Source organism: Streptomyces sp. Je 1-79 (assembly GCF_025195125.1).
Taxonomy (GTDB): domain Bacteria; phylum Actinomycetota; class Actinomycetes; order Streptomycetales; family Streptomycetaceae; genus Streptomyces.
Window position 1 is genome coordinate 45,815 of record NZ_JAMGSL010000006.1, and the last position, 24,274, is coordinate 70,088.

Below are 24,274 nucleotides of genomic sequence, written 5' to 3' on the forward strand. Positions count from 1 at the left end.
CCCCCGGGGGGTGTCGGTGGAGCGCGCGGGGGCGCCCCCCCCCCACGACGAATCGCCCGGCGGGTCAGCCGAAGACGGCGAGGCTCTTGGCCTTGCCCTTCTGCTCCTCCACGAGGGCAAGCAGCCGGTCCCCGGGTCCGAAGACGGCGACCGGCCCGGTCGGGTGGGACGGCATCTCCAGACGGACGCCGTTCAGCAGCAGCCGGCCCCGCTTCTCGTCGACGTCCCAGCGGGGGAACGCCGCCGCGGCCGCCTCGGCGACCGGCATCACGGTCAGCTCCTCCTGGAGCTGGTCGAGCGTCCGGGCCGAGTCGAGCCTGTACGGGCCGACCCGGGTCCGCCGCAGCGCGGTCAGATGACCGCCCACGCCGAGCCCGGCGCCCAGGTCACGGGCGAGCGCCCGGATGTACGTACCGGAGGAGCAGACCACCGAGACGACGAGGTCCACCACGGGCGTGCCGTCCTCGGCGACGGCCTCCCGGACGTCGTACACCTGGAAGGACGAGACGGTGACCGGACGCGCCGGGATCTCGAACTCCTCGCCGCCGCGCACCCGCGCGTACGACCGCTTGCCGTCGATCTTGATGGCCGAGACCTTCGACGGCACCTGCATGATGGCGCCGGTCAGCTCCGCCACGCCCGCGTCGATCCCCTCGCGGGTCACCTTGGACGCGTCCACGGAGGCCGTGATCTCACCCTCGGCGTCGTCGGTGATCGTCGTCTGGCCGAGGCGGATGGTGCCGAGGTACTCCTTCTCGGTCAGCGCCAGATGACCGAGCAGCTTGGTCGCCCGCTCCACGCCGAGGACGAGGACGCCCGTCGCCATGGGGTCGAGCGTTCCCGCGTGGCCGACCCGGCGGGTCCTGGCGATCCCGCGCATCTTGGCCACGACGTCGTGCGAAGTGAAGCCCGACGGCTTGTCGACAATGACAAGCCCGTCGGGCGTCTTTGCGGTGCTCATCAGGCGGTGGTGCCCTCTTCGTCCTCGTCCTCGGGCTTCTTGTACGGGTCGGCCTCGCCGGCGTACTTCGCGCCCGAGGACGCCTCGCGCACGGCCGCGTCGGAGGCCCGCGCCTTGTCGAGGAGGTCCTCGATCGTCTTGGCGGTCTCCGGGAGGGCGTCCGCCACGAAGGTCAGCGTCGGGGTGAACTTCGTCCCCGCCGCGGCACCCACGGCGGACCGCAGGATGCCCTTGGCGCTCTCCAGGCCGGCCGCCGCGCTGGCCCGCTCCTCGTCGTCGCCGTAGACCGTGTAGAAGACCGTGGCCTCCCGCAGGTCGCCGGTGACGCGGGTGTCCGTGATGGTCACGTGCGTACCCAGGCGCGGGTCCTTGATGCCGCGCTGCAGCTTCTCGGCGACCACCTCCCGGATGAGGTCCGCCAGCTTCTTCGCCCGCGCGTTGTCGGCCACTGGTCCTTCTCCTTCTTTGCCTTGCTCATTCAGTCTTCATCAGTGTGGAGCCTGCGTCGCACCGACAGCAGCTCCACCTCGGGCCTGGCCGCGACCAGCCGCTCGCAGCGGTCCAGTACGTCCGACACGAACCCCGGGTCCCCGGACACCAGCGCGACGCCCAGGAGGGCCCTGCGATGGAGGTCCTGGTCGCCCACCTCGGCCGCGCTCACGGAGAACTTGCGCTGGAGCTCGGCGACGATGGGCCGGACGACGGAGCGTTTCTCCTTCAACGAATGAACATCGCCGAGGAGCAGATCGAAGGACAGAGTCCCCACGTACATGTGGTGCCGGATGTCCCGCCGGTTCGGGTTCGGTGGCCTGCCACGCCGTCGCTTGGCAGGAACACCAGAACCGTACACGCAACGGCCGGGGCCGATCGACGGAATAACTCCCGCCGACCGGCCCCGTCCTACCGCTGCGCTCAGGCGCGCGGCTTCTCGCGCATCTCGTACGTCGCGATGACGTCGTCGATCTTGATGTCGTTGAAGTTTCCGAGGTTGATACCGCCCTCGAAGCCTTCGCGGATCTCGGTGACGTCGTCCTTGAAGCGGCGCAGACCGTGGATCGTGAGGTCCTCGGCGATGACCTTGCCGTCGCGGACGAGGCGCGCCTTGGTGTTGCGCCTGACCTCGCCGGAGCGGATGAGGACACCGGCGATGTTGCCCAGCTTGGACGAGCGGAAGACCTCGCGGATCTCCGCCGTACCGAGCTCGACCTCTTCGTACTCCGGCTTGAGGAGGCCCTTCAGAGCCGCCTCGATCTCCTCGATGGCCTGGTAGATCACCGAGTAGTACCGGACGTCGACGCCTTCGCGCTCCGCCATCTGGGCCGCACGGCCGGCAGCCCGGACGTTGTAGCCGATGACGATGGCGTCGGAGCCCATGGCCAGGTCGATGTCGGACTCGGTGACCGCACCCACACCGCGGTGCAGGACACGGATGTCGACCTCTTCACCGACGTCGAGCTGGAGCAGCGAGGACTCGAGAGCCTCGACCGCACCGGACGCGTCGCCCTTGATGATGAGGTTGAGTTCCTGGACCAGACCGGCCTTGAGCACCTTGTCGAGGTCCTCGAGGGACACCCGGCGGACGCGCTTGGCGAAGGCGGCGTTGCGCTCACGCGCAGCACGCTTCTCGGCGATCTGACGGGCCGTACGGTCCTCGTCGACGACCAGGAGGTTGTCGCCGGCACCCGGCACGTTGGTGAGACCGAGCACCAGGACGGGAGTCGACGGGGTCGCCTCCTCGACGTTGTTGCCCTTGTCGTCGAGCATCGCCCGGACGCGGCCGTACGCGTCGCCGACCACCACGGTGTCGCCGATGCGCAGCGTTCCGCGCTGGACCAGGACGGTCGAGACGGCACCACGACCACGGTCGAGGTGGGACTCGATCGCAATACCCTGCGCGTCCTGGTTCGGGTTGGCCCGCAGGTCGAGCGAGGCGTCGGCGGTGAGGACGACGGCCTCCAGCAGGGAGTCGATGTGCAGACCCTGCTTGGCGGAGATGTCGACGAACATCGTGTCGCCGCCGTACTCCTCGGCCACCAGACCGAACTCGGTCAGCTGACCACGGACCTTGGTCGGGTCCGCGCCCTCGACGTCGATCTTGTTGACCGCGACGACGATCGGGACGCCGGCGGCCTTGGCGTGGTTGAGCGCCTCGATCGTCTGCGGCATGACGCCGTCGTTGGCCGCGACCACGAGGATCGCGATGTCGGTCGACTTCGCACCACGGGCACGCATGGCGGTGAACGCCTCGTGACCCGGGGTGTCGATGAAGGTGATGCGGCGCTCTTCGCCGTTGACCTCGGTACCCACCTGGTAGGCACCGATGTGCTGGGTGATGCCACCGGCCTCGCCCGCGATGACGTTCGTCTTGCGGATCGCGTCGAGAAGTCGGGTCTTACCGTGGTCGACGTGACCCATGACGGTGACGACCGGCGGACGGGAGACCAGAGCCTCTTCGCCGCCCTCGTCCTCGCCGAACTCGATGTCGAAGGACTCGAGGAGCTCGCGGTCCTCCTCCTCCGGCGAGACGATCTGAACCGTGTAGTTCATCTCCTCGCCGAGCATCGTCAGCGTGTCGTCGGAGACGGACTGCGTGGCCGTCACCATCTCACCGAGGTTCATCATCACCGCGACGAGCGACGCCGGGTTGGCGCCGATCTTCTCGGCGAAGTCGGTGAGGGAGGCACCGCGCGACAGGCGAATGGTCTCGCCGCCGCCGCGGGGCAGCATCACGCCGCCGACCGACGGGGCCTGCATGGCCTCGTACTCCTGGCGCCTCTGACGCTTCGACTTGCGACCACGACGCGCGGGACCGCCGGGGCGACCGAAGGCGCCCTGCGTGCCACCACGGCCACCGGGGCCACCGGGACGGCCACCGAAGCCGCCGGGACGACCGCCGAAGCCGCCGCCACCGCCGCCGGGACCACCCGGACGACCGCCGCCGCCACCGGGACCACCGGGACGACCGGCGAAGCCGCCGCCGCCACCGCCGGGACCGGCCGGACGGCCGGCGAAGCCGCCGCCACCACCGGGACGACCGCCGCCGCCACCCGGACGGCCACCGGGGCCACCGGGACCGCGACCGCCGCCGCCGGGGCCACCACCGGGACGCGGGCCGGCAGCGGGACGCTGCGGCATCATGCCCGGGTTCGGACGGTTACCGCCGGGCGCGCCGCCCGGACGGGGAGCCTGCGGACGAGGCATGCCACCGGGGGTCGGACGGGCGCCGCCCTGACCCTGGGGACGCGGGGCGCCACCGGGGCCGCCCTGCGGACGCGGGGCACCCGGAACGGCACCGCCGCCGGGACGGGGGGCACCGCCACCCGGACGGGGCGCCTGCGGGCGCGCCATTCCGGTGGAGCCACCCGAGGTGAAGGGGTTGTTGCCCGGACGCGGACCGGCCGGACGGGCACCGCCCGGACGCGGAGCGCCCTGGCCCTGCGGACGCGGGGCACCCTGGCCCTGCGGACGCGGCGCGCCCTGACCCGGACGGGCGGGACGCTCGCCGGTGGGACGGGATCCCTGGGCCGCGCCACCGGGACGCTGACCGGCGGCGGGAGCCGACGGAGGCGCGGTGAACTCGGGCGCGGCCGGAGCCGGCGTGACCGGCTTGGGCGCGGGCTTCGGGCCCGGGCGGGGGCCCGAGGCGGCCGGAGCCGGAGAGGGGGTGCTGCTCGCCGGAGCCGCCGGGGTGACCGGGGCCGGGGCCGCAGGCGCGGCGGGGGCCGGCTTGGGGGCCGGGGCGCCGGGCTTCGGGGCAGCGGGACGTGCCGCGGCGGCCGGAGACGGCGCCGCGGGCTTCGAGGGGGCGGCCTTGCGAGGCGCGCCAGGCTTCGCAGCGGTCTTGCCGGCGCCACCGCCGGGACCCTGCAACGCATCAGTCAACTTGCGCACGACCGGCGCCTCGATCGTCGAGGACGCCGAACGGACGAATTCACCGAGTTCTTGGAGCTTGGCCATGACGACCTTGCTCTCTACGCCGAACTCCTTGGCGAGTTCGTATACCCGGACCTTAGCCACTTCGCTCCTTTTAGGTCCGGTTACCGCCGGACCGTCGCTACTTCATGGGCGTACTCATCGCGTACTCATCGAGTGCTCATCGCAATCTCGACCTACTTCCAACTCGCGAGGTACCTGACCGCACGGTTCTCCGTGCCGTACTTCTTCTTACAGGGTGAGCTGCTCTGCCAGCACCGCCGTTTCGAGCGGGCCCTGGACCTTGAAGGCCCTCGGGAACGCCCGGCGGCGGACCGCCAGGTCGAGACAGACCGAGGCGGGGTGCAGATACGCACCCCGGCCGGGCAGCGTACCGCGATGATCGGGGACACATTCGCCCTCGACCGCCACGATGCGCAGCAGATCGCTCTTGGCCGCTCGCTCCCGGCACCCCACACAGGTTCGCTCAGGGCACGCTCGGGCATGCGTCCGGCCAGACACGCTCAAGTCTACCTCCCCGTAACGACCCCACCCGTTTGGGGCAGAGATCGAACGGTCGTCTGTCGTGATCTCGCCGTCGCACAACGTGACGATGGCGGGATTCATTCCTCGGGTGGGACGGGGATCCGCTCAGTCCCGGTCGCGCTCGTCCTCGGACGGGTGCTCGGTGTCCGGGCGGATGTCGATGCGCCAGCCGGTGAGACGGGCGGCGAGGCGGGCGTTCTGGCCCTCCTTGCCGATCGCCAGCGAGAGCTGGTAGTCCGGCACGGTCACCCGGGCGGAACGGGCGGCCAGGTCGACGATCTCGACCTTGGAGACCCGGGCCGGGGAGAGCGCGCTGGCGACCATCTCGGCCGGGTCGTCGGACCAGTCGACGATGTCGATCTTCTCGCCGAGCAGCTCCGCCATGACGTTGCGCACCCGGCTGCCCATGGGGCCGATGCAGGCACCCTTGGCGTTCAGGCCCGAACGGGTGGACCGTACGGCGATCTTGGTGCGGTGGCCGGCCTCACGGGCGATCGCCGCGATCTCGACGGAGCCGTCGGCGATCTCGGGGACCTCCAGCGCGAACAACTTCTTCACCAGATTGGGATGCGTACGCGAAAGGGTGACGGACGGACCCCGGACACCCTTGGCGACCCGCACCACGTACGTCCGCAGCCGCAGACCGTGGGTGTAGTCCTCGCCCGGCACCTGCTCCTGTACCGGAAGGATGGCCTCCAGCTTGTCGTCCAGTTTGACGAGGACGTTCTTCGGGTCCTTGCCCTGCTGCACCATTCCGGCGACGATGTCGCCCTCGCGGCGGGCGTACTCGCCGAAGGTGACGTCGTTCTCGGCGTCACGCAGCCGCTGCTGGATGACCTGGCGGGCGGTGCTCGCCGCGATCCGGCCGAAGTCCGACGGGGTGTCGTCGAAGTCCTTGGGCTCCTGGCCCTCCTCCAGCTCGGAGGGGTCCTCCTTGGCCCACACCGTCACGTGACCGGTCTGCCGGTTCAGCTCCACGCGCGCGTGGCGACGGGCGTCGGGGGTGCGGTGGTAGGCGATGAGGAGGGCCGACTCGATCGCCTCGACCAACAGTTCGAAGGAGATCTCCTTCTCTTGTGCCAAGCCCTTCAGGAGCTTCACGTCGATGTCCACGGCTACGCCTCCTCTTCCTTCTTGTCCTTGCGGTTGAACTCGATCTCGACACGCGCCTTGGCGACGTCCGCGAACTCGACCCGGCGGGCGGTCGGCTTACGCCCCTTCACGCCCGGCACCTCGAGGTCGAGGCCGTCGTCGTCCACGGCGAGGATCCGCGCGACGACCTCCGCGTCGTCGTTCAGCTGGAGCTTGACCAGGCGGCCGGTGGCGCGCACGTAGTGGCGGTGCTCGGTGAGCGGGCGCTCCGCGCCCGGGGTGCCGACCTCGAGGGTGTACTCCCCCTCGCCCATCGCGTCGGTCTCGTCCAGCGTCGCCGAGAGCGCGCGGCTCACATCGGCGACCTGGTCCAGGTCGGCGCCTTCGTCGGAGTCGACGACCACACGCAGCACCCGCTTGCGTCCCACGGAAGCCACCTCGATCTCCTCGAGGTCGAGTCCCTGCGCGGCGATGAGCGGCTCAAGGAGTGCTCGCAGCCTGTCGCTCTGGGTGGTGCTCATCCGGGTGACTCCTCGGCCGCGTGTGCTGTTGTGGGTTCGTCGCGTGTCAGACCAAAGGGTATCCGGTCGCGGGGGGTGTTGCCGTCCATGGGCCCGGGGGCCGCGGGTACGCTCGCCTGCGGTGATCTTCGATCCGGGCCGAGGGAGTGAATGTGGGGCGCACGGAGACCGTAGGCAGGCGCGCGCTCCTGGTGGCCGGGGCGGTGACGCTGGCGGGCTGCACCACCGACGGCGGCGGCGCGCGGCCTCGGAAGCCGAGCGCGGCCGAACGGGCGGCCTTGGCCGAGGCGGCGCTGCGCCGCAGGTCGGCGTCGACGAGCCGGACCCTGCTGGAACGTTACGACGCGGTGCTCGCCGCGCATCCCTCGCTGACGGCGCGGCTCTCCCCGCTGCGGACGGCGGTGGCCGCGCACACCGCGGCGCTGGCGGAGGGCGCGGAGGCGAAGGCCGCCCCTTCGGCGGACACCGCCCCTTCGGCGGGCACCCGGACGGCGGACACCGTCGAAGGGCGGGCCGCCGGCCCTTCGGCCCAGGCCCCTTCGGCGGGCGCCTCGGCCTCCTCGCCCCCGGCCCCTGCCGTGCCGGCCGATCCGGCCGCCGCGCTGAAGGAGCTGGCGGCCGCGGTCCGGTCGACCGCCGACACGCACACGGCGACGCTGCTCGACGCGCCGCCCGAGTACGCCCGGCTGCTCGCCTCCGTGGCGGCGGCCGGCGCGGTCCACGCGTATCTCTTGACCGAGGGAGGCCGGGGATGAGCGCCCTGGAGGCGGCGCGGGCCGCGCTCGCCGCCGAGCACGCGGCCGTGTACGGGTACGGGGTCGTCGGCGGCCGGATCGGGGCCGAGCGGCGCGGGGAGGCCACCGCGGCGTACGAGGCGCACCGCGCCCGGCGCGACGGGCTGCGCAGGACCGTGCGGGACCTGGGCGGCGAGCCGGTCGCCGCGGCGGCCGGCTACGAGCTGCCGTTCCCGGTGCCGGACACGGCCGCCGCGGTGCGTCTCGCCGCCGTCCTGGAGGACCGGGTGGCCGGGGTGTACTCCGATCTCGTACGGGCCGCCGAGGGGCCGCTGCGGCGGGACGCGGCCGCCGCGTTGCGCGAGGCGGCGGTACGGGCCGTTCGCTGGCGCGGCACCGACGTAACCTTTCCTGGGCTCGCCGAGCGGGTGTGAGCCCGTCCCCGACGGCCCCGTCCAGGCTCCGTACTGCAGAAGGAACAACGCGCGCATGGGTTTCGAACCGCCACAGCGACTGGTGCGGACGCTCGGCGAGACGTACGGGGACGCTGTCGCGGCCGAGTGGCTCGGGAAGCTGCCCGAGCTCGCGCGGAGCACCGTGGAGCATGCCTCCCTGGACGTCGAACGGGTGATGGCGCCCGGCGGGCGCAGCAGCCTGGTGGTGCTCGTACGCCGGGCCGACGGCTCCTCCGCCGCGCTGAAGATCGCCCCGGCGGCCGCCCGGCCGGATCTGGAGCGGGACGCGCTGGCGCACTGGAACGGCTGGGGAGCGGCGCGGCTCCTCGACGCGCCCGGGGACGGTTCGCTGGTCCTGGAGCGGCTGCACCCGGAGGTGTCGCTGCGGTCCCTGCCGGAGGCGAAGGCGCTGCTGGAGGCGGCGGGCACGGTACGGAAGCTGTGGGTCGAGCCGCCCGCGGCGCACGGCTTCGCGTCGGTCGCCGAGCGCACGGCGCGGCAGGCGACGGCGATGGAGCCCTACCGCGGTGACGCCGAGGTTGGGGCGCTGACCGCGGCCGCCCTCGAGGTACGCGAGGAGCTCGCCTCCGGCTCCCCCGAGACGCTGCTGCTGCACGGCAACTTCCGCCAGGGCAAGGTGCTCGCAGGCGACCGCGCCCCGTGGCTGGCCGTCGGTCCCGAGCCGCTGGTCGGCGAGCGCGCGTACGACCTGGCGCGGCTGGTACGGGACCGGGTCGAGGACCTGGTGGCGGCCTCGGCCGGGGCGTCGGCGGCCCGTCGGCGGGTCAACAGGCTGGCGGACTCGCTGGAGCTGGACCGGGACCGGCTGCGCGGCTGGACGCTGTTCCGGGCGGTCGAGTCGGGCACGCGGGCGCTGACGGCGGGCCGGCGGCAGGACGCGGAGCTGCTGATCGAGTTCGCGGGCTGGCTGTAGGGGAATAACCTTGCTGTAACGCTCGGCTCGGAGCTCAGGGGGCCGTCATGGTCGAGGAGCTGTTGGCAGCGGCGGCGGCGACCGGTGCAGCCGTCGTGGTCTACGTGGGTGCCGCCGCACGCGTGGTGAAGCAGTACGAACGGGGCGTGGTGTTCCGCTTCGGCCGGCTGGTGAACGATGTCCGGCAGCCGGGCTTCACGATGATCGTTCCGGTCGTCGACCGGCTCCACAAGGTGAACCTCCAGATCGTGACGCTGCCCGTGCCGGCGCAGGAGGGCATCACCCGGGACAACGTGACGGTGCGGGTGGACGCGGTCGTCTACTTCAAGGTGGTCGACGCCGCGGACGCGCTGGTGCGCGTGGAGGACTACAGGTTCGCGGTCTCGCAGATGGCGCAGACGTCACTGCGGTCGATCATCGGCAAGAGCGATCTGGACGACCTGCTGTCGAACCGGGAGAAGCTCAACCAGGGGCTGGAGCTGATGCTCGACAGTCCGGCGATGGGCTGGGGCGTCGCGATCGACCGGGTCGAGATCAAGGACGTCTCGCTGCCGGAGACGATGAAGCGCTCGATGGCACGGCAGGCGGAGGCGGACCGGGAGCGGCGGGCGCGGCTGATCAACGCGGACGCGGAGCTGCAGGCGTCTAAGAAGCTGGCGCAGGCGGCCGGGGTGATGTCGGAGCAGCCGGCGGCGCTGCAGCTGAGGCTGTTGCAGACGGTGATGGCGGTGTCGGCGGAGAAGAACTCGACGCTGGTGCTGCCGATCCCGGTGGAGCTGCTGCGGTTCCTGGAGCGTGCGGCGACGCCGCAGGGCACGTCCGAGCGCCCCGCCGAGGTGGTCACGTCCCAGGCGCCTGAGGCGCCCGCGGTGCCGGTGGCGCCGCCGGAGACCTTCCAGGACCCCTTGCCGAGCCTGCCGCTCGAAACGCCTCGGCCGACGACGGACCTGCCGGACCTGGCGGATCTCCCGCCCCTGCCGGACGACACGGTGGCGGGCCCCCCGGCGGACCCGGCCCCGGGCGCCCACGACGAGGCGGCCTGAGCCGGCATCCCGTCGTGGGCCTCCGGTCCGCCTCGGCGGAACGAAGGCCCACGACGGAGCGGAGCCGCTAGGCGCTGTCGTCACAATGGCCCCCGGCTCCCGGCGTCTGGCGCGGTGCATCGCAAGGCGGAGGATCGCCCTCGTACTGGACGTACTCGGGCGACTCCGACAACGCAGCGAGGTGCCGTGCCAGGCGTCGGGAGCAGGGGGCCATGGTGACGACAGGGCCTAGGCGCTCAGGCGGGCGATCGCCTCGTCGACCGTCAGCTCCTCGCGCTCGCCCGTGCGGCGGTCCTTCAGCTCCAGGACGCCCTCCGCCGAGCGGCGGCCGGCGACCAGGATCTTCGGGACGCCGATCAGCTCCGCGTCGGTGAACTTCACGCCCGGAGAGACGCCCGCGCGGTCGTCCACGAGGACGCGCAGGCCGGCCGCGCGCAGCTTCTCGGAGACCTCCAGGGCCAGCTCGGTCTGGAGCGCCTTGCCGGCGGCGACCACGTGGACGTCGGCCGGGGCGATCTCGGCCGGCCAGCACAGGCCCCTGTCGTCGGCGCTCTGCTCGGCGAGGGCGGCCACGGCACGCGAGACGCCGATACCGTACGAGCCCATGGTGACGCGGACCGGCTTGCCGTTCTGGCCGAGGACGTCGAGCTTGAGCGCGTCGGCGTACTTGCGGCCGAGCTGGAAGATGTGGCCGATCTCGATGGCGCGGTCCAGCGTCAGGCCGGTGCCGCACTTCGGGCACGGGTCGCCCTCCTGGACGACGACGACGTCGACGTACTCGGAGACCTCGAAGTCACGCCCCGCGACGACGTTCTTCGCGTGCATGCCCTCCTTGTTGGCGCCCGTGATCCACGCGGTGCCGGGGGCCACGCGCGGGTCGGCGATGTACGTGACCTTCTCCAGGCCCTGCGGGCCGACGTAGCCGCGGACGAGGTCCGCGCGCTCGGCGAAGTCGGCCTCGGTGACCATCTCGACGGTCGCGGGGGCGAAGTGCTCCTCGACCTTGCCCATGTCGACCTCGCGGTCGCCGGGTACGCCCACGGCGACGATCTCGCCGTCGACCTTCACGAGGAGGTTCTTGAGCGTGGCGGAGGCCGGGACGCCGAGGGAGGCGGCGAGGGTCTCGATGGTCGGGGTGTCGGGGGTGGGGATCTCCTCGGCGGCCGGGACGTCGGAGCCGTCCACCGTCTTGAGCTCGTAGGAGATCGCCTCGGTGTTGGCCGCGAAGTCGCAGTTCGGGCAGTCGGCAAAGGTGTCCTCGCCGGCCTCGGCCGGGGCGAGGAACTCCTCGGACTTCGAGCCGCCCATGGCGCCGGCGGTGGCGGCCACGATGCGGTAGTCGAGGCCGAGGCGCTCGAAGACGCGCCGGTAGGCCTCGCGGTGCAGGGCGTAGGACCGGGCGAGGCCCTCGTCCTCCGTGTCGAAGGAGTACGAGTCCTTCATCAGGAACTCGCGGCCGCGCAGGATGCCGGCCCGCGGACGGGCCTCGTCGCGGAACTTCGTCTGGATCTGGTACAGGATGACCGGCAGGTCCTTGTAGGACGAGCACTGGTCCTTGACCAGGAGGGTGAAGATCTCCTCGTGGGTCGGGCCGAGCAGATAGTCACCGCCCTTGCGGTCCTGGAGGCGGAAGAGCTCGGCGCCGTACTCGTCCCAGCGGCCGGTCGCCTCGTAGGGCTCACGGGGCAGCAGGGCGGGGAGGGAGACCTCCTGCGCGCCGATGGCGTCCATCTCCTCGCGGACGACGCGCTCGACGTTGGCGAGGACCTTCTTGCCGAGGGGCAGCCAGCTCCAGATGCCGGCGGCGGTACGGCGGACGTAGCCGGCCCGGACGAGGAGCTTGTGGCTGAGGACCTCGGCGTCCGCCGGGTCGTCGCGCAGCGTCTTCGCCATCAACTGGGACATGCGCTGGACCGGTGCGTTGGCCATGGTTCTCGTACTCCTGGCGGGTAAGGGTGGTGGCTAGGGGGTGTCCGGCGGACCGGGGCCGGATGGGCCGCGGCCTCCGGTGCGGTGCGTCGCAAGGCGCCGGAGCGCCTCAACAGCGGAGCTGTTCAGGCGTTTCGGCAACGCGGCGAGGTGCCGTGCCGGGCGTCGTGGCCCCGGCCATGGTCCGCCGGACACCCCCTAGGAGGTTAGCCGGGTCGCCTGTGCGGGCGGAAATCAGTTCCGGCGCGGGAGCGGCAGCGGGGCGCCCATCACGGCGTACGGGCGGGGCGCGCTGGGGAAGTGGACCTGCCGGGCCAGGTCGACGTAGCCGAGCGACCGGTACAGTCCGCGGGCCGGGCTCTCGGTGTCGATCGCGGAGAGGATCGAGCGCGGCAGGTCCGACCGGTCGGTGATGGTGGTGATCAGCTCCCGGCCCACGCCACGCCCCTGATGGTCCGGGTGCACGTGGAGTTCGGTGATCACGAAGGACTCGTCCAGCCACTCCACGGTGCCGTTGGAGCGGAGGTACGGCTCCACGACGCCGGACCACCAGTGGGTGCGGTCGTTGGGCATGCCGTACACGAAGCCGACGAGCGCGCCGGACGCGGTGGTCGCGCCGTACGCGCGGGCGCCGGGGTTGAGCAGATGGCGCAGCACGATGTGGCGGCGCACGACGATCTCGTCCTCGCTCAGCCCGAAGGCGATCGCCTGTACGGCGAGGGCGTCGTCGACGCGCGCGGCGAGGTCGACCGGTCCGATCGTGACGTCAGCGTCATCCATGCGCCGCACCTTACAAGTGCCTCAGAAGAGCACGCTCATGAAGGCGCCGACCTCGCGGAAGCCGACGCGGCGGTACGCGGCCCTGGCCGGGGTGTTGTAGTCGTTGACGTACAGGCTGACGACGGGGGCGATGTCGGCCAGCGCGAAGTTCAGGACGGCGGCCATGCCGGTCTCGGAGAGGCCGCGGCCGCGGTACTCGGGGGCGACCCAGACGCCCTGGATCTGGCAGGCCTGGCGGGTGGCGGCGCCGATCTCCGCCTTGAAGACGACCTTGCCGTCCTCGATCCGTGCGAAGGAGCGACCCGTTCCGACGAGTTCGGCGACGCGGGCCTGGTAGAGCAGTCCGCCGTCGCCGGCCATCGGCGAGACCCCGACCTCCTCGGTGAACATGGCCACGCACGCAGGCATGATCACCTCCATCTCGTCCTTGCGGATGCGGCGGACGAGCGGGTCGGGCAGGACGGTGGCGGAGGGCGCTTCCGTGATCATCAGCGGCTGGTGGGCGCGGACGTCGCGGGCGGGGCCCCAGCTGGGCTCCAGGAGGCTCCAGAGCAGGGAGGTGGGCTCGGAGGGGCCGACGATGGAGGAGCAGCGGCGGCCGGTCCTGCGGGCGCGGTCGGCGAAGGCCCGGACGGCGTCGGGGGTGGCGCAGATGGGGACGAGGTTGGCGCCGGAGTAGCACAGGGAGCGCAGTCGTCCGTCGGTGTACCAGCCCCACATCTCGCCGCCGAGGCGCCAGGGGTCGAGACCGGCTGCCTGGACCCGTGCGGCCACGAAGGCGTTCTCCACGGGAGCGCTCTCGAGGACGGCGAGCGCGGCGCCGAGGTCGGCGGGTTCGAGGACCCGGGTGGTGGTCTGCGTCAACACGAGGGGGCCTCACCATGCGGTCTGCTTGATTCTCCGCACTGTACCTGGCGCGTCGCGGAGGTGGCGGATGAGCGTGCGGAAGCCCCGTCGCACCGGGTGCGACGGGGCTTCTGACGTGCGCGGGGGCCGTTTCCGGCCACCTTCAGGCGCGGGCCGGCGGCGTCGGCCGGGGGCCGTACCCGGGGCTGCCCGGCGCGTGCGGGCCTGCGTCGCCCGGCTCCGTACCGGGGGCTGCCGTGGCGCGTGCGGGGTGGCCTCGGCCGGGTGCGTACCGGGGCCTGCCCGGCGCACCGGCCGGCCCTCCGTACGAGCCGTCAGACGCCGATGGCGACCGTCGGCTCGCCCGACATCACGCCGTCCTTCTCCATCTGCTCGGCGATCTTCATCGCCTCTTCGATGAGGGTCTCGACGATCTTCGACTCGGGGACGGTCTTGATGACCTCGCCCTTGACGAAGATCTGGCCCTTGCCGTTGCCGGAGGCGACGCCCAGGTCGGCCTCGCGGGCCTCGCCGGGGCCGTTGACGACGCAGCCCATGACGGCGACGCGCAGCGGGACCTCCATGCCCTCCAGGCCGGCGGTGACCTCCTCGGCCAGCTTGTAGACGTCCACCTGGGCCCGCCCGCAGGACGGGCAGGAGACGATCTCCAGGCGGCGCGGCTTGAGGTTCAGCGACTCCAGGATCTGGTTGCCGACCTTGACCTCCTCGACCGGCGGCGCGGAGAGCGAGACGCGGATGGTGTCGCCGATGCCCTCGGAGAGCAGCGCGCCGAAGGCCACGGCGGACTTGATGGTGCCCTGGAAGGCGGGGCCGGCCTCGGTGACGCCGAGGTGCAGCGGGTAGTCGCACTGGGCGGCCAGCTGGCGGTAGGCGTTGACCATCACGACCGGGTCGTTGTGCTTGACCGAGATCTTGATGTCGCCGAAGCCGTGCTCCTCGAAGAGGGAGGCCTCCCACAGCGCGGACTCGACCAGCGCCTCGGGGGTGGCCTTGCCGTACTTCTTCAGCAGCCGGGCGTCGAGCGAGCCCGCGTTGACGCCGATCCGGATCGGGGTGCCCGCCGCCTTGGCGGCGTGCGCGATCTCCTTGACCTTGTCGTCGAACTGCTTGATGTTGCCGGGGTTGACGCGGACGGCGGCGCAGCCGGCGTCGATGGCGGCGAAGACGTACTTCGGCTGGAAGTGGATGTCGGCGATCACGGGGATCTGCGACTTCTTCGCGATCGTCGCGAGCGCGTCGGCGTCGTCCTGCGTGGGGCAGGCGACGCGGACGATCTGGCAGCCGGAGGCGGTCAGCTCGGCGATCTGCTGGAGCGTGGCGCCGATGTCGGACGTACGGGTCGTCGTCATCGACTGCACCGAGACGGGCGCGTCCCCGCCCACCGCGACCGACCCGACCTGGATCTGGCGGCTCTTGCGCCGCTCGGCGAGCCGGGTCGGAACGGACGGGATACCGAGAGAAATCGCGGTCATCAGCTGTACAACCCCAAGGTGTGGTTCATCGGGCTCAGGTCTTCGAGATTACCGCCCCGGGCGCGGGCGGCCGGACACCACGGGGGTCCGGCCACCCTCCGGTCACGTGAGCTTCACCGGGTTGACGATGTCCGCGGCGAGGACGAGCAGGGTGAAGCAGACGAACACGCCCGCCACCACATAGGCGGCCGGCATCAGCTTGGCCACGTCGAACGGGCCGGGGTCGGGACGCCGGAAGATCCGCGCGGTGTGACGGCGTACGGACTCCCACAGGGCGCCCGCGATGTGGCCGCCGTCGAGCGGGAGCAGCGGCAGCATGTTGAAGAGGAACAGCGACACGTTGAACATGACGAGCAGCTGGAGGAAGAAGACCAGCCTGGTCTCCGCCGGGGCTTCGATGCTCATCAGCTCGCCGCTGATCCGTGCCGCGCCGACGACGCCTACGGGTGAGTCCTGCTTGCGCTCGCCGTCGCCGAAGGTGGCGTCCCAGAGGTCCGGGATCTTGCCGGGCAGGGCGAGGACGGACTCGAAGCCGGCCTGGAGCTGGTCGGTCATCCGGGAGGCGGACTCGCCGAAGGTGAGCGGGACGACCTCGCGGCCGGACTCGAAGCCCAGGTAGCCGGCGGAGACGTACTGCAGGGGCTGGACGACGTTGCCGTCCGCGTCCTTCTTCAGGACCTTGTTCTCCAGGAGCGTCGCCCGGAGGTCCATCTCCTTGCCGTCGCGCTCGACGGTGACGGTGGCGGCGCCGGTGGTGGCGCGGATGCGGTCGGAGAGGGTGTTCCAGTCCGTGACGCGTTCGCCGTTGAAGGCGACGATCCGGTCGCCCTTGAGCAGGCCGGCGGCCTTGGCGGGCGACGGGCGGTCGCCGGCCTGGCAGGTGTCGCGCTTCTCGCTCTGGTCGATGACGCAGTTGGTGACGCCGGCGACCTTGGTGGTCTGGGCCTCGAAGCCGACGGCCATGGCGCTGCCGAAGAAGAGCAGGACGGCGAGGATCAGGTTCATGAACGGGCCGGCGAACATGACGATGACGCGCTTCCACGGCTTGCGCGTGTAGAAGAGCCGCTTGTCGTCGCCGGGCTGGAGCTCCTCGAAGGAGGCCTCGCGGGCGTCCTCGATCATGGCGCGCCAGGGGGAGGTGGAGCGGGCCTCGATCCGGCCGTCGTTGCCGGGCGGGAACATGCCGATCATCCGGATGTAGCCGCCGGCCGGGATGGCCTTGATGCCGTACTCCGTCTCGCCCTTCTTCCGCGACCAGATGGTGGGGCCGAAGCCGACCATGTACTGGGGCACGCGGATGCCGAAGAGCTTGGCGGTGGAGAGGTGCCCCAGCTCGTGCCAGGCGATGGAGACGAGCAGGCCCAGCGCGAACAGCGCGATGCCGAGGAGCGTGAGTAGTACGGTCATGCGCGCGCCTCCGCGGTTGCCTTCGCTGCGAGTTCTGCCAGTTCGCGGGCCCGGGCGCGGGCCCAGGTCTCTGCTTCCAGGACGTCAGGCACCGTCAGTCGGGTTCCCCGCTCGGGGGTGCCGTGCTCGGTGACGACTGCCGTGACGGTATCCATGATTCCGTTGAACGGCAGCCTTCCGGCGAGAAACGCCTCGACGCACTCCTCGTTCGCCGCGTTGAAGACGGCGGGCGCGGTGCCGCCCAGCTCGCCGACGTGGCGGGCGAGGCCGACGGACGGGAACGCCTCCGTGTCGAGGGGGAAGAACTCCCAGCTGGAGGCCTTGGTCCAGTCGAAGGCGGGGGCGGCGTCCGGGATCCGCTCGGGCCAGCCGATGCCGATGGCGATCGGGCCGCGCATGTCCGGCGGGGTGGCCTGGGCGAGCGTGGAGCCGTCGGTGAACTCGACCATCGAGTGGACGTACGACTGGGGGTGGACGACGACCTCGATCCGGTCGAAGGGGATGTCGTAGAGGAGGTGCGCCTCGATCACCTCCAGGCCCTTGTTCACGAGCGTGGCGCTGTTGACCGTGATGACGGGGCCCATGGCCCAGGTCGGGTGGGCGAGTGCGTCCTCACGGGTGACGTGCGCCAGCTCCGCCCTCGTACGGCCGCGGAAGGGGCCTCCGGAGGCGGTGACGACCAGCTTGCGGACGTCGGCGCGGGTGCCGGCGGCCAGCGCCTGGAAGAGGGCGGCGTGCTCGGAGTCGACCGGGATGATCTGGCCGGGTTCGGCCAGCGCCTTGACCAGGGGGCCGCCGACGATCAGCGACTCCTTGTTGGCGAGGGCGAGGGTGCGGTCGGCTTCGAGGGCGGCGAGCGTGGGCGCCAGGCCGATGGAGCCGGTGATGCCGTTGAGGACCGTGTGGCAGGGCGAGGCGGCGAGCGCGGTGGCGGCGTCGGGCCCGGCGAGGATCTCGGGGAGCGCGGCACCGGGGCCGTACAGCCGGGTCAGCGCCTCCCGCAGCTCGGGGGCCTTGTCCTCGCGGGCGACGGCGACGGCCCCGACCCTGAGCCGGTGCGCCTGCTCGGCGAGCAGCTCCACCCGGCCTCCGGAGGCGGCGAGGGCGGTGACGCGGAAGCGGTCGGGGTTGCGCAGGACCAGGTCGATGGCCTGGGTGCCGATGGACCCGGTGGAGCCCAGGACGACGATGTCCCGGCGGCCTTCGGTGGGATCGAAGGCGATGTGCGGGTCGGCGAGAGGAGAGGGGCGGTCGCTCATGCCCCCATTCTTGCCGCAAAGACCGCGCGCCCTTCACGGGGTGCGGCTGAACGCTCCGAAGACGTGGTGGAAGTCGGGGAACGTCTTCCGTACGCAGCCGGGGTCGTCGAAGGTGATGCCGGGGGTGCGCAGGGCGGTGACGGCGAACGACATGACGATCCGGTGGTCGCCGTGGGTGGCGATCTCGACGGGGCCGGCCGGGGTGCCGGGCCGGATCTCGATCCAGTCGGGGCCGGTGGCGACGGTGATGCCGAGGCGGAGCAGGTTCTCGGCGCAGGCGTCGAGGCGGTCGCACTCCTTGACGCGGGTGTTGGCGACGTCCTCGATGCGGACGGGTCCGTCGGCGAAGGGTGCGAGGGCGGCGAGGGTCGGCATGGTGTCGGAGATGTCACGCATGTTGACGGTGAGGCCGCGCAGGGTTCCCGTGCCGCGGACGGTGGTGGCGGTGTCGGTGATCTCGACGTCCGCGCCCATCCTCCGCAGGACGTCGACGAAGCCGAGGTCGCCCTGGAGGGCGCCGCTGCCGAGGCCGGGGACGGTGACGGAGCGGCCGGGTTCGAGCGCGGCGGCGGCGAAGAAGTACGAGGAGGTGGAGGCGTCGGGCTCGACGGCGTAGCGCGTGGGCCTGTACCCGGTGGGGGCGACGGTGTACGTGCGGCCCTCCTGGGTGACCTGGGCCCCGAAGGCCCGCATCATCGCGAGGGTGATCTCGACGTACGGCTCCGAGACCAGGTCGGTGACGGTGATGGTGAGGCCCTCGGCGGTGAGCGGGCCGAGCATGAGGAGCGCGGTCAGGTACTGGGAGGACTGGCCCGCGTCGAGGGTGAGAGCGCCGCCCTTGATGCCGGCGGCGTGGACGGTGAGGGGGTGGTGGCCCTCGTTCTCCTCGTGGCGGAGGTCGACGCCGAGGGTGCGCAGGGCGGTGGTGAGGGGGCCGAGGGGGCGGCGGCGCATCTGCGGGGAGGCGTCGAAGCGGAAGGTGCCGTGGCCGGCGGCGGCGAGGGTGGGGAGGAAGCGTGCGGTGGTGGCGCCGTCGCGGCAGTAGACGTCGGCGGTGTCGACGGCGGGCCCGGCGGGCCGCCCCTCGATGTGCCAGGCGCCCGGCTCCTGCCGTACCTGGTGGCCGAGGGCCCCCAGCCCTGCGGCGAAGCCCTCGGTGTCGTCGGAGAGGAGGGGCCGCAGGAGGGTGCTGGTCCCGTCCGCGGCGGCGGCGAGGAAGAGCGCGCGGGCGGTGACGGACTTGGAGCCGGGAATGTCGATGACGGTCACGGGGCCATGGTGCCGTGGGCTCGGGGCGCCCGGCGGTGGGCGTCCGCACCGTGGACGGGTACGGGGCCTCCGCCGAGGTCGTGGGCATCTGATCCGTCGGGCGGTGGGCCCCGGAAGGAGCGCGGGCCCCCGCCGCCCCGGCGGGACGGTTGCCCACGCCGGGAGCGGTCGGGGCGGGCACCGCCCGGCGGGACGGGTGGGCCCACGACAGTCGTCAGGGGATCGTGCGGTGGACGTTCTCCTGGGCCGACGGGCCCGGTGTCGCGTCGGCGATCCAGGGGCCGTCGTCGCTCGGGTCGACGACGCCCGCCTCCAGCCAGTCGAAGCGGCCCGCCAGGACCCCGTCGACCACCCGCCGGTCCACGTCGTCCGTGTTGGCCCAGAGGCGGCCGAAGAGCTCCTCCACCCGCAGCCGGGACTGCCGGCAGAACGCGTCCGCCAGCGCGTGCGCCTCCCGCCCGTGGTCTCCCGTGGACCGCATCAGTTCGGCCCGCACGCACGCCGCGCTCATCGCGAAGAGCTCCGCGCCGATGTCCACGATCCGCCCGAGGAACGCCTGCTTGAGCTCCATCCGGCCCTGCCACCGCGACATCGCGTAGAACGTCGAGCGGGCCAGCTTCCTGGACGTCCGCTCCACGTACCGCAGATGGGTCGCGAGCGCGCCGAACTCCGCGTACGCGTTCGGGAGTTGCCCCGGGCCCGCGACCAGCTTCGGCAGCCAGCGGGCGTAGAAGCCGCCGGCCCGCGCCCCCGCCTTCGCCTTGTCGCCCAGGGACTTCTCCGGATCGATGATGTCGCCGGCCACGGCGAGGTGGGCGTCGACCGCCTCGCGGGCGATCAGCAGGTGCATGATCTCGGTCGAGCCCTCGAAGATCCGGTTGATCCGCAGGTCGCGCAGGAGCTGTTCGGCCGGGACGGCCCGCTCCCCGCGTGCCGCCAGCGAGTCGGCCGTCTCGTAGCCGCGTCCGCCGCGGATCTGGACCAGTTCGTCGGCGATGAGGCAGCCCATCTCGGAGCCGTAGAGCTTGGCGAGGGCCGCCTCGATCCGGATGTCGTTGCGGTCCTCGTCGGCCATCTGGGAGGAGAGGTCGACGACCGCCTCCAGGGCGAACGTGGTCGCCGCGATGAAGGAGATCTTCGTGCCGACGGCCTCGTGCAGGGCGACCGGCTTGCCCCACTGCTCCCGTACGGCCGACCACTCGCGGGCGATCTTCAGCGCCCACTTCCCCGCGCCGACGCACATCGCGGGGAGGGAGAGCCGTCCGGTGTTCAGGGTGGTGAGGGCGATCTTGAGGCCGGCGCCCTCGGGGCCGATGCGGTTGGCCGCGGGCACCCGGACGCCGTGGAAGCGGGTGAGGCCGTTCTCGAGTCCGCGCAGGCCCATGAAGGCGTTGCGGTGCTCGACGGTGATGCCGGGCGAGTCGGCCTCGACGACGAACGCGGTGATGCCGCCGCGATGGCCCTCGGACTTCGGTACCCGCGCCATGACGACGAGCAGGTCGGCGACGACGCCGTTGGTCGTCCAGAGCTTGACGCCGTCGATGACGTAGGTGTCGTCGCCGTCCGGTACGGCGGTGGTGGCGAGCCGCGCCGGGTCGGAGCCCACGTCCGGCTCGGTGAGGAGGAAGGCGGAGATGTCGGTGCGGGCGAGGCGCGGCAGATAGGTGTCGCGCTGTTCCTGCGTGCCGAAGATCTTCAGGGGCTGCGGTACGCCGATGGACTGGTGCGCCGAGAGCAGCGCGCCGATCGCGGGGCTCGCGGAGCCGACGAGGGCGAGGGCCCGGTTGTAGTACACCTGGGTGAGGCCGAGGCCCCCGTACTTGGTGTCGATCTTCATCCCGAAGGCGCCGAGCTCCTTGAGGCCGGTGACGACCTCGTCGGGGATCCGGGCCTCGCGTTCGATCAGCCGGCCGTCGATCCGCGTCTCGCAGAAGGCGCGGAGCTTGGCGAGGAAGGCCTCGCCGCGCCGCACGTCCTCCTCGGACGGGAGCGGATGGGGATGGATGAGGTCCAGCCGGAAACGGCCGAGGAACAGCTCCTTGGCGAAGCTGGGTCTGCGCCAGTCCTGCTCGCGCGCTGCCTCGGCGACCTGCCGGGCCTCGCGTTCGGTGACCTTGGGCCGCTGGGTGGGTGCGGACATGAGGAGCTCACCTCGCCGCTCGTCGGGGTGCCTTGTGGCTACTCGTCCGTAGTACCCGATTTCACGGCGCCCCGAAAGACGAGGGAACACGAGAAGACGGCCGGAGCCCCCGCACAGTGGGCTCCGGCCGCCGGTCTCCGGGTCCGTACGCGTTCGTACGGATGGCTGACCGCGCCTTACAGGGCGAGGCCCGTGAGGACCAGGACGCGCTCGTAGGTGTAGTCGTCCATCGCGTACTTGACGCCTTCGCGGCCGACGCCGGACTTCTTGGCGCCGCCGTACGGCATCTGGTCGGCGCGGTAGGACGGGACGTCGCCGATGATCACGCCGCCGACCTCCAGCGCGCGGTGGGCGCGGAAGGCGGTCTGCAGGTCGTGGGTGAAGACGCCGGCCTGGAGGCCGAAGTCCGAGTCGTTGACGGCGGCGAAGGCCTCGGCCTCGCCGTCGACCTTGGCGATGGTCAGGACCGGGCCGAAGACCTCGGCACGGGCCAGGGTGACGTCCGCCGGGAGGTCGGTCAGGACGGTCGGGGCGTAGGTCGCGCCCTCGCGCTTGCCGCCCGCGAGCAGCTTCGCGCCGGCCGCGACGGCCTCGTCCACCCAGGTCTCGACGCGCTTGGCGGCCTTCTCGTCGACGAGCGGGCCGACGTCGGTGGCGTCGTCCGCCGGGTCACCGGTGACCTGTGCCTCGACGGCGGCGACGACCTTCGGGACGAGCCGGTCGTAGACGGAGGCGTCGGCGATCACCCGCTGCACGGAGATGCAGGACTGGCCGCCCTGGTAGTTGGAGAAGGTGGCGATACGGCTCGCCGCCCAGTCCAGGTCCTGCTCGGACGCCCAGTCGCCGAGGACGACGGCGGCGGCGTTGCCGCCGAGCTCCAGGGTGCAGTGCTTGTGCGGCACGGACTCCTGGATCGCGAAGCCCACCGTGTCGGAGCCGGTGAAGGAGATGACCGGGAGGCGCTCGTCCTGGACGAGGGCCGGCATCCGGTCGTTCGGCACGGTCAGGACGGACCAGGAGCCGGCCGGCAGGTCGGTCTCGGCCAGCAGCTCGCCCAGGATCAGGGAGGAGATGGGGGTGGACGGGGCCGGCTTGAGGATGATCGGGGCGCCGACGGCGATGGCCGGGGCGACCTTGTGGGCGCTGAGGTTCAGCGGGAAGTTGAACGGCGCGATGCCGAGGACGACGCCCTTGGGGATCCGGCGGGTGATCGCCAGGCGGCCGACGCCCCCGGCCTCGGTGTCGAGACGCTGGGCCTCGCCGCCGTTGAAGCGGCGGGCTTCCTCGGCGGCGAAGCGGAACACGGAGACGGCGCGGCCGACCTCGCCGCGGGCCCACTTGACGGGCTTGCCGTTCTCGGCGGAGATCACCTGGGCGATCTCCTCGGTGCGCTCGGCGAGACGCTTCGATACGTGGTCGAGGGCGGCGGCGCGGACGTGCGCCGGGGTCGCGGCGAACTCGTCGACGACGGCGTGCGCGGCGGCGACGGCCTCCTCGACCTGGGCCTCGGTGGGAACGCTCACCTTGCCGACGAGACGTCCGTCGAAGGAGTTCGTGACGTCGAAGGTGGCCTCGCCGGTGGCCTCGCGGCCGGCGAGCCAGAAGGCGTGGGTGGTCGTCATTGCGTCCCGGCCCTTTCCGTATCGGGGTGCGAGCGATCGCTCTCCTGACACGGTAGGGCCGAGAAGACCCTCGGTCGTTTGTCCGGTGTGGAGTGGTGGGGGTGGGACGCTGTCCGCTTTGGCGGAACGAGACCCGGTCAGCCTCTGCGCTCGGTGGAGACGATGAGCCACACCCCGCCGACGACGATCGCGCCGCCGACCGCGATGGGCCAGGTCAGGGCCTCGCCGAGGACGAGCGCGCCGAGCAGGACCGCGACGACCGGGTTGACGTACGCGTAGGTGGCGACGAGCGAGAGCGGGGCCGTCTGGAGGAGCCAGGCGTACGCGGTGAAGGCGATCAGCGAGCCGAAGACGACGAGGTAGACGAGGGCGATCCACGAGCGGGTGGACACCTCGGCGAACGTGAAGCCCTGGTGCTCGCCGCGGACCAGCGCGACGCCGAGGCCCCCGAGGCCGCCGGCGAGCATCTCGTACGCACTGGCGGTGAAGGGGTTGGCGGGCATCGGGAGCCGGCCGGAGGAGAACGAGCCGATCGACCACAGGAGCGCGGCGACGACGACGAGGACGACGCCGCCGATCCTGACCTCGCCGCTGAGGCCGGGGAGGGTGAGGACGCCGAGCCCGACGAGACCGAGGGCCACTCCCGCGAAGGCGCCGCGGCCGGGGCGCTCTCCGGCGCAGGCGCGCAGGAGGACGACCCAGGCGGGCACGCTCGCGACGAGCAGCGCGGCGAGGCCGGAGGGGATGGCGGTCTCGGCCAGGACGACGAGCGCGTTCCCGCCGACGAGGAGCAGCAGGCCGACCACGACGGCGGAGCCGAGCCGGCGCGGGGACACCTTCAGCGCGGCGGGGCCCTGGCGCCAGGCGATGACCGCGGCGAGCAGCAGTCCGGCGACGACGTACCGCATACCCGCGGAGAGGAACGGCGGCATCGTCTCGACGACGATCCGGATCCCGAGGTAGGTGGACCCCCAGACGACGTACACGATCCCGAGCGCGAGCCAGACGGCGCCGGAGATACGGCGGGACGCCCGCCCGGGGACGCCGGGACGGGAGGTGCGTTGCTCGGAGGCGGGATCGGCCGCAGGGCTTGTCATGCCCAGGAGAGTAAGGAGTGCGGGGCCGGATGATCAATGATTCTGCCCGCGATCGGGCAGAAATGACGCCTTGGGGCGACGGATCGGGCTGGATGGGGTGAGGGCCAGGGATCGTGCGAGACGGCCGGGCGCGGGGGGCGCGCGGGACGGGCGGGCGCCCGGGGGCGCGCGGGCGCCCCGGGGGGCGTGCCGGACGGGTCGGGCGCGAGGGGCGTGCGGGACGGGTCGGCGAGG

General features: G+C 72.1%; 21 protein-coding genes. 4 read left to right on the plus strand and 17 right to left on the minus strand.

The genetic code is table 11. The annotated features are described in order from the left end of the window. Positions 1-64: 64 nt before the first annotated feature. From truB to rimP, 7 genes are all read right to left on the minus strand, one after another. A complete protein-coding gene (gene truB, locus M5362_RS13160) occupies positions 65-961 on the minus strand; it encodes a tRNA pseudouridine(55) synthase TruB (RefSeq protein ID WP_260227680.1) in 897 nt (298 codons plus the stop codon). After that, positions 961-1,410 (minus strand): 30S ribosome-binding factor RbfA, encoded by a 450-nt coding sequence (gene rbfA, locus M5362_RS13165; RefSeq protein ID WP_260227681.1) that lies wholly within the window; start codon positions 1,408-1,410, stop codon positions 961-963. The genes truB and rbfA overlap by 1 nt, the downstream gene beginning before the upstream one ends. A gap of 29 nt (positions 1,411-1,439) precedes the next feature. Then, on the minus strand, positions 1,440-1,733 hold the full coding sequence (locus tag M5362_RS13170; RefSeq protein ID WP_125746257.1) for a DUF503 domain-containing protein: 294 nt from the start codon (positions 1,731-1,733) through the stop codon (positions 1,440-1,442). A gap of 140 nt (positions 1,734-1,873) precedes the next feature. Further along, a complete protein-coding gene (gene infB, locus M5362_RS33135; RefSeq protein ID WP_260227682.1) occupies positions 1,874-4,978 on the minus strand; it encodes a translation initiation factor IF-2 in 3,105 nt (1,034 codons plus the stop codon). Positions 4,979-5,125: 147 nt separating this feature from the next. Then, complete coding sequence (locus tag M5362_RS13180) at positions 5,126-5,395, minus strand: YlxR family protein (RefSeq protein ID WP_260228041.1); 270 nt, start codon at positions 5,393-5,395, stop codon at positions 5,126-5,128. Between the two features lie 129 nt (positions 5,396-5,524). Then, positions 5,525-6,532, minus strand: a complete 1,008-nt coding sequence (gene nusA, locus M5362_RS13185) for a transcription termination factor NusA (RefSeq protein ID WP_260227683.1) — start codon at positions 6,530-6,532, stop codon at positions 5,525-5,527. A gap of 2 nt (positions 6,533-6,534) precedes the next feature. Beyond that, the gene (gene rimP / locus M5362_RS13190; RefSeq protein WP_260227684.1) at positions 6,535-7,032 is read right to left on the minus strand and encodes a ribosome maturation factor RimP; all 498 of its coding nucleotides are present in this window, start codon (positions 7,030-7,032) and stop codon (positions 6,535-6,537) included. A gap of 152 nt (positions 7,033-7,184) precedes the next feature. Between rimP and M5362_RS13195 the strand changes: the two genes are divergently transcribed. From M5362_RS13195 to M5362_RS13210, 4 genes are read left to right on the plus strand one after another with little or no spacing between them, the layout of a single operon-like run. After that, positions 7,185-7,787 (plus strand): hypothetical protein, encoded by a 603-nt coding sequence (locus M5362_RS13195; protein WP_260227685.1) that lies wholly within the window; start codon positions 7,185-7,187, stop codon positions 7,785-7,787. Further along, a complete protein-coding gene (locus M5362_RS13200; RefSeq protein ID WP_260227686.1) occupies positions 7,784-8,200 on the plus strand; it encodes a ferritin-like domain-containing protein in 417 nt (138 codons plus the stop codon). The genes M5362_RS13195 and M5362_RS13200 overlap by 4 nt, the downstream gene beginning before the upstream one ends. Before the next feature lie 55 nt (positions 8,201-8,255). Beyond that, positions 8,256-9,155, plus strand: a complete 900-nt coding sequence (locus M5362_RS13205) for an aminoglycoside phosphotransferase family protein (protein ID WP_260227687.1) — start codon at positions 8,256-8,258, stop codon at positions 9,153-9,155. A gap of 47 nt (positions 9,156-9,202) precedes the next feature. Next, positions 9,203-10,198 (plus strand): slipin family protein, encoded by a 996-nt coding sequence (locus tag M5362_RS13210; protein WP_260227688.1) that lies wholly within the window; start codon positions 9,203-9,205, stop codon positions 10,196-10,198. A 228-nt stretch (positions 10,199-10,426) separates the two neighbouring features. Here M5362_RS13210 and M5362_RS13215 read toward each other — a convergent pair whose 3' ends face one another. From M5362_RS13215 to M5362_RS13260, 10 genes are all read right to left on the minus strand, one after another. Then, on the minus strand, positions 10,427-12,127 hold the full coding sequence (locus M5362_RS13215) for a proline--tRNA ligase (protein ID WP_260227689.1): 1,701 nt from the start codon (positions 12,125-12,127) through the stop codon (positions 10,427-10,429). Between the two features lie 234 nt (positions 12,128-12,361). After that, positions 12,362-12,907, minus strand: a complete 546-nt coding sequence (locus M5362_RS13220) for a GNAT family N-acetyltransferase (protein ID WP_260227690.1) — start codon at positions 12,905-12,907, stop codon at positions 12,362-12,364. A gap of 21 nt (positions 12,908-12,928) precedes the next feature. Continuing rightward, positions 12,929-13,774 (minus strand): GNAT family N-acetyltransferase, encoded by an 846-nt coding sequence (locus M5362_RS13225; protein WP_260227691.1) that lies wholly within the window; start codon positions 13,772-13,774, stop codon positions 12,929-12,931. A 314-nt stretch (positions 13,775-14,088) separates the two neighbouring features. Continuing rightward, positions 14,089-15,246, minus strand: coding sequence for a flavodoxin-dependent (E)-4-hydroxy-3-methylbut-2-enyl-diphosphate synthase (gene ispG, locus M5362_RS13230; protein ID WP_260227692.1), 1,158 nt, complete (start codon positions 15,244-15,246; stop codon positions 14,089-14,091). Between the two features lie 102 nt (positions 15,247-15,348). Beyond that, entirely contained in the window at positions 15,349-16,653 is a 1,305-nt protein-coding gene (locus M5362_RS13235) for an RIP metalloprotease (RefSeq protein ID WP_260227693.1), read from the minus strand. Beyond that, the gene (dxr, locus tag M5362_RS13240) at positions 16,650-17,912 is read right to left on the minus strand and encodes a 1-deoxy-D-xylulose-5-phosphate reductoisomerase (protein ID WP_260227694.1); all 1,263 of its coding nucleotides are present in this window, start codon (positions 17,910-17,912) and stop codon (positions 16,650-16,652) included. Before dxr ends, M5362_RS13235 begins: the two co-directional genes overlap by 4 nt. 33 nt (positions 17,913-17,945) lie before the next feature. Then, the gene (gene aroA, locus M5362_RS13245; RefSeq protein ID WP_260227695.1) at positions 17,946-19,181 is read right to left on the minus strand and encodes a 3-phosphoshikimate 1-carboxyvinyltransferase; all 1,236 of its coding nucleotides are present in this window, start codon (positions 19,179-19,181) and stop codon (positions 17,946-17,948) included. A gap of 214 nt (positions 19,182-19,395) precedes the next feature. Continuing rightward, entirely contained in the window at positions 19,396-21,321 is a 1,926-nt protein-coding gene (locus M5362_RS13250) for an acyl-CoA dehydrogenase family protein (protein ID WP_260227696.1), read from the minus strand. A gap of 176 nt (positions 21,322-21,497) precedes the next feature. Continuing rightward, positions 21,498-22,943, minus strand: a complete 1,446-nt coding sequence (locus M5362_RS13255) for an aldehyde dehydrogenase family protein (protein ID WP_260227697.1) — start codon at positions 22,941-22,943, stop codon at positions 21,498-21,500. Between the two features lie 137 nt (positions 22,944-23,080). Continuing rightward, on the minus strand, positions 23,081-24,040 hold the full coding sequence (locus M5362_RS13260) for an EamA family transporter (RefSeq protein ID WP_260227698.1): 960 nt from the start codon (positions 24,038-24,040) through the stop codon (positions 23,081-23,083). Positions 24,041-24,274 lie beyond the last annotated feature (234 nt).

Bases quoted from the DNA above. Each gene is read 5' to 3' on its own strand.
- M5362_RS13220 (WP_260227690.1), bottom strand. From the start codon at position 12,907: ATGGATGACGCTGACGTCACGATCGGACCGGTCGACCTCGCCGCGCGC.
- M5362_RS13205 (WP_260227687.1), top strand. From the start codon at position 8,256: ATGGGTTTCGAACCGCCACAGCGACTGGTGCGGACGCTCGGCGAGACG.
- M5362_RS13215 (WP_260227689.1), bottom strand. From the start codon at position 12,127: ATGGCCAACGCACCGGTCCAGCGCATGTCCCAGTTGATGGCGAAGACG.
- ispG (WP_260227692.1), bottom strand. From the start codon at position 15,246: ATGACCGCGATTTCTCTCGGTATCCCGTCCGTTCCGACCCGGCTCGCC.
- M5362_RS13210 (WP_260227688.1), top strand. From the start codon at position 9,203: ATGGTCGAGGAGCTGTTGGCAGCGGCGGCGGCGACCGGTGCAGCCGTC.
- M5362_RS13250 (WP_260227696.1), bottom strand. From the start codon at position 21,321: ATGTCCGCACCCACCCAGCGGCCCAAGGTCACCGAACGCGAGGCCCGG.
- truB (WP_260227680.1), bottom strand. From the start codon at position 961: ATGAGCACCGCAAAGACGCCCGACGGGCTTGTCATTGTCGACAAGCCG.
- M5362_RS13260 (WP_260227698.1), bottom strand. From the start codon at position 24,040: ATGACAAGCCCTGCGGCCGATCCCGCCTCCGAGCAACGCACCTCCCGT.
- dxr (WP_260227694.1), bottom strand. From the start codon at position 17,912: ATGAGCGACCGCCCCTCTCCTCTCGCCGACCCGCACATCGCCTTCGAT.
- M5362_RS13255 (WP_260227697.1), bottom strand. From the start codon at position 22,943: ATGACGACCACCCACGCCTTCTGGCTCGCCGGCCGCGAGGCCACCGGC.
- M5362_RS13200 (WP_260227686.1), top strand. From the start codon at position 7,784: ATGAGCGCCCTGGAGGCGGCGCGGGCCGCGCTCGCCGCCGAGCACGCG.
- rimP (WP_260227684.1), bottom strand. From the start codon at position 7,032: ATGAGCACCACCCAGAGCGACAGGCTGCGAGCACTCCTTGAGCCGCTC.
- M5362_RS13170 (WP_125746257.1), bottom strand. From the start codon at position 1,733: ATGTACGTGGGGACTCTGTCCTTCGATCTGCTCCTCGGCGATGTTCAT.
- M5362_RS13235 (WP_260227693.1), bottom strand. From the start codon at position 16,653: ATGACCGTACTACTCACGCTCCTCGGCATCGCGCTGTTCGCGCTGGGC.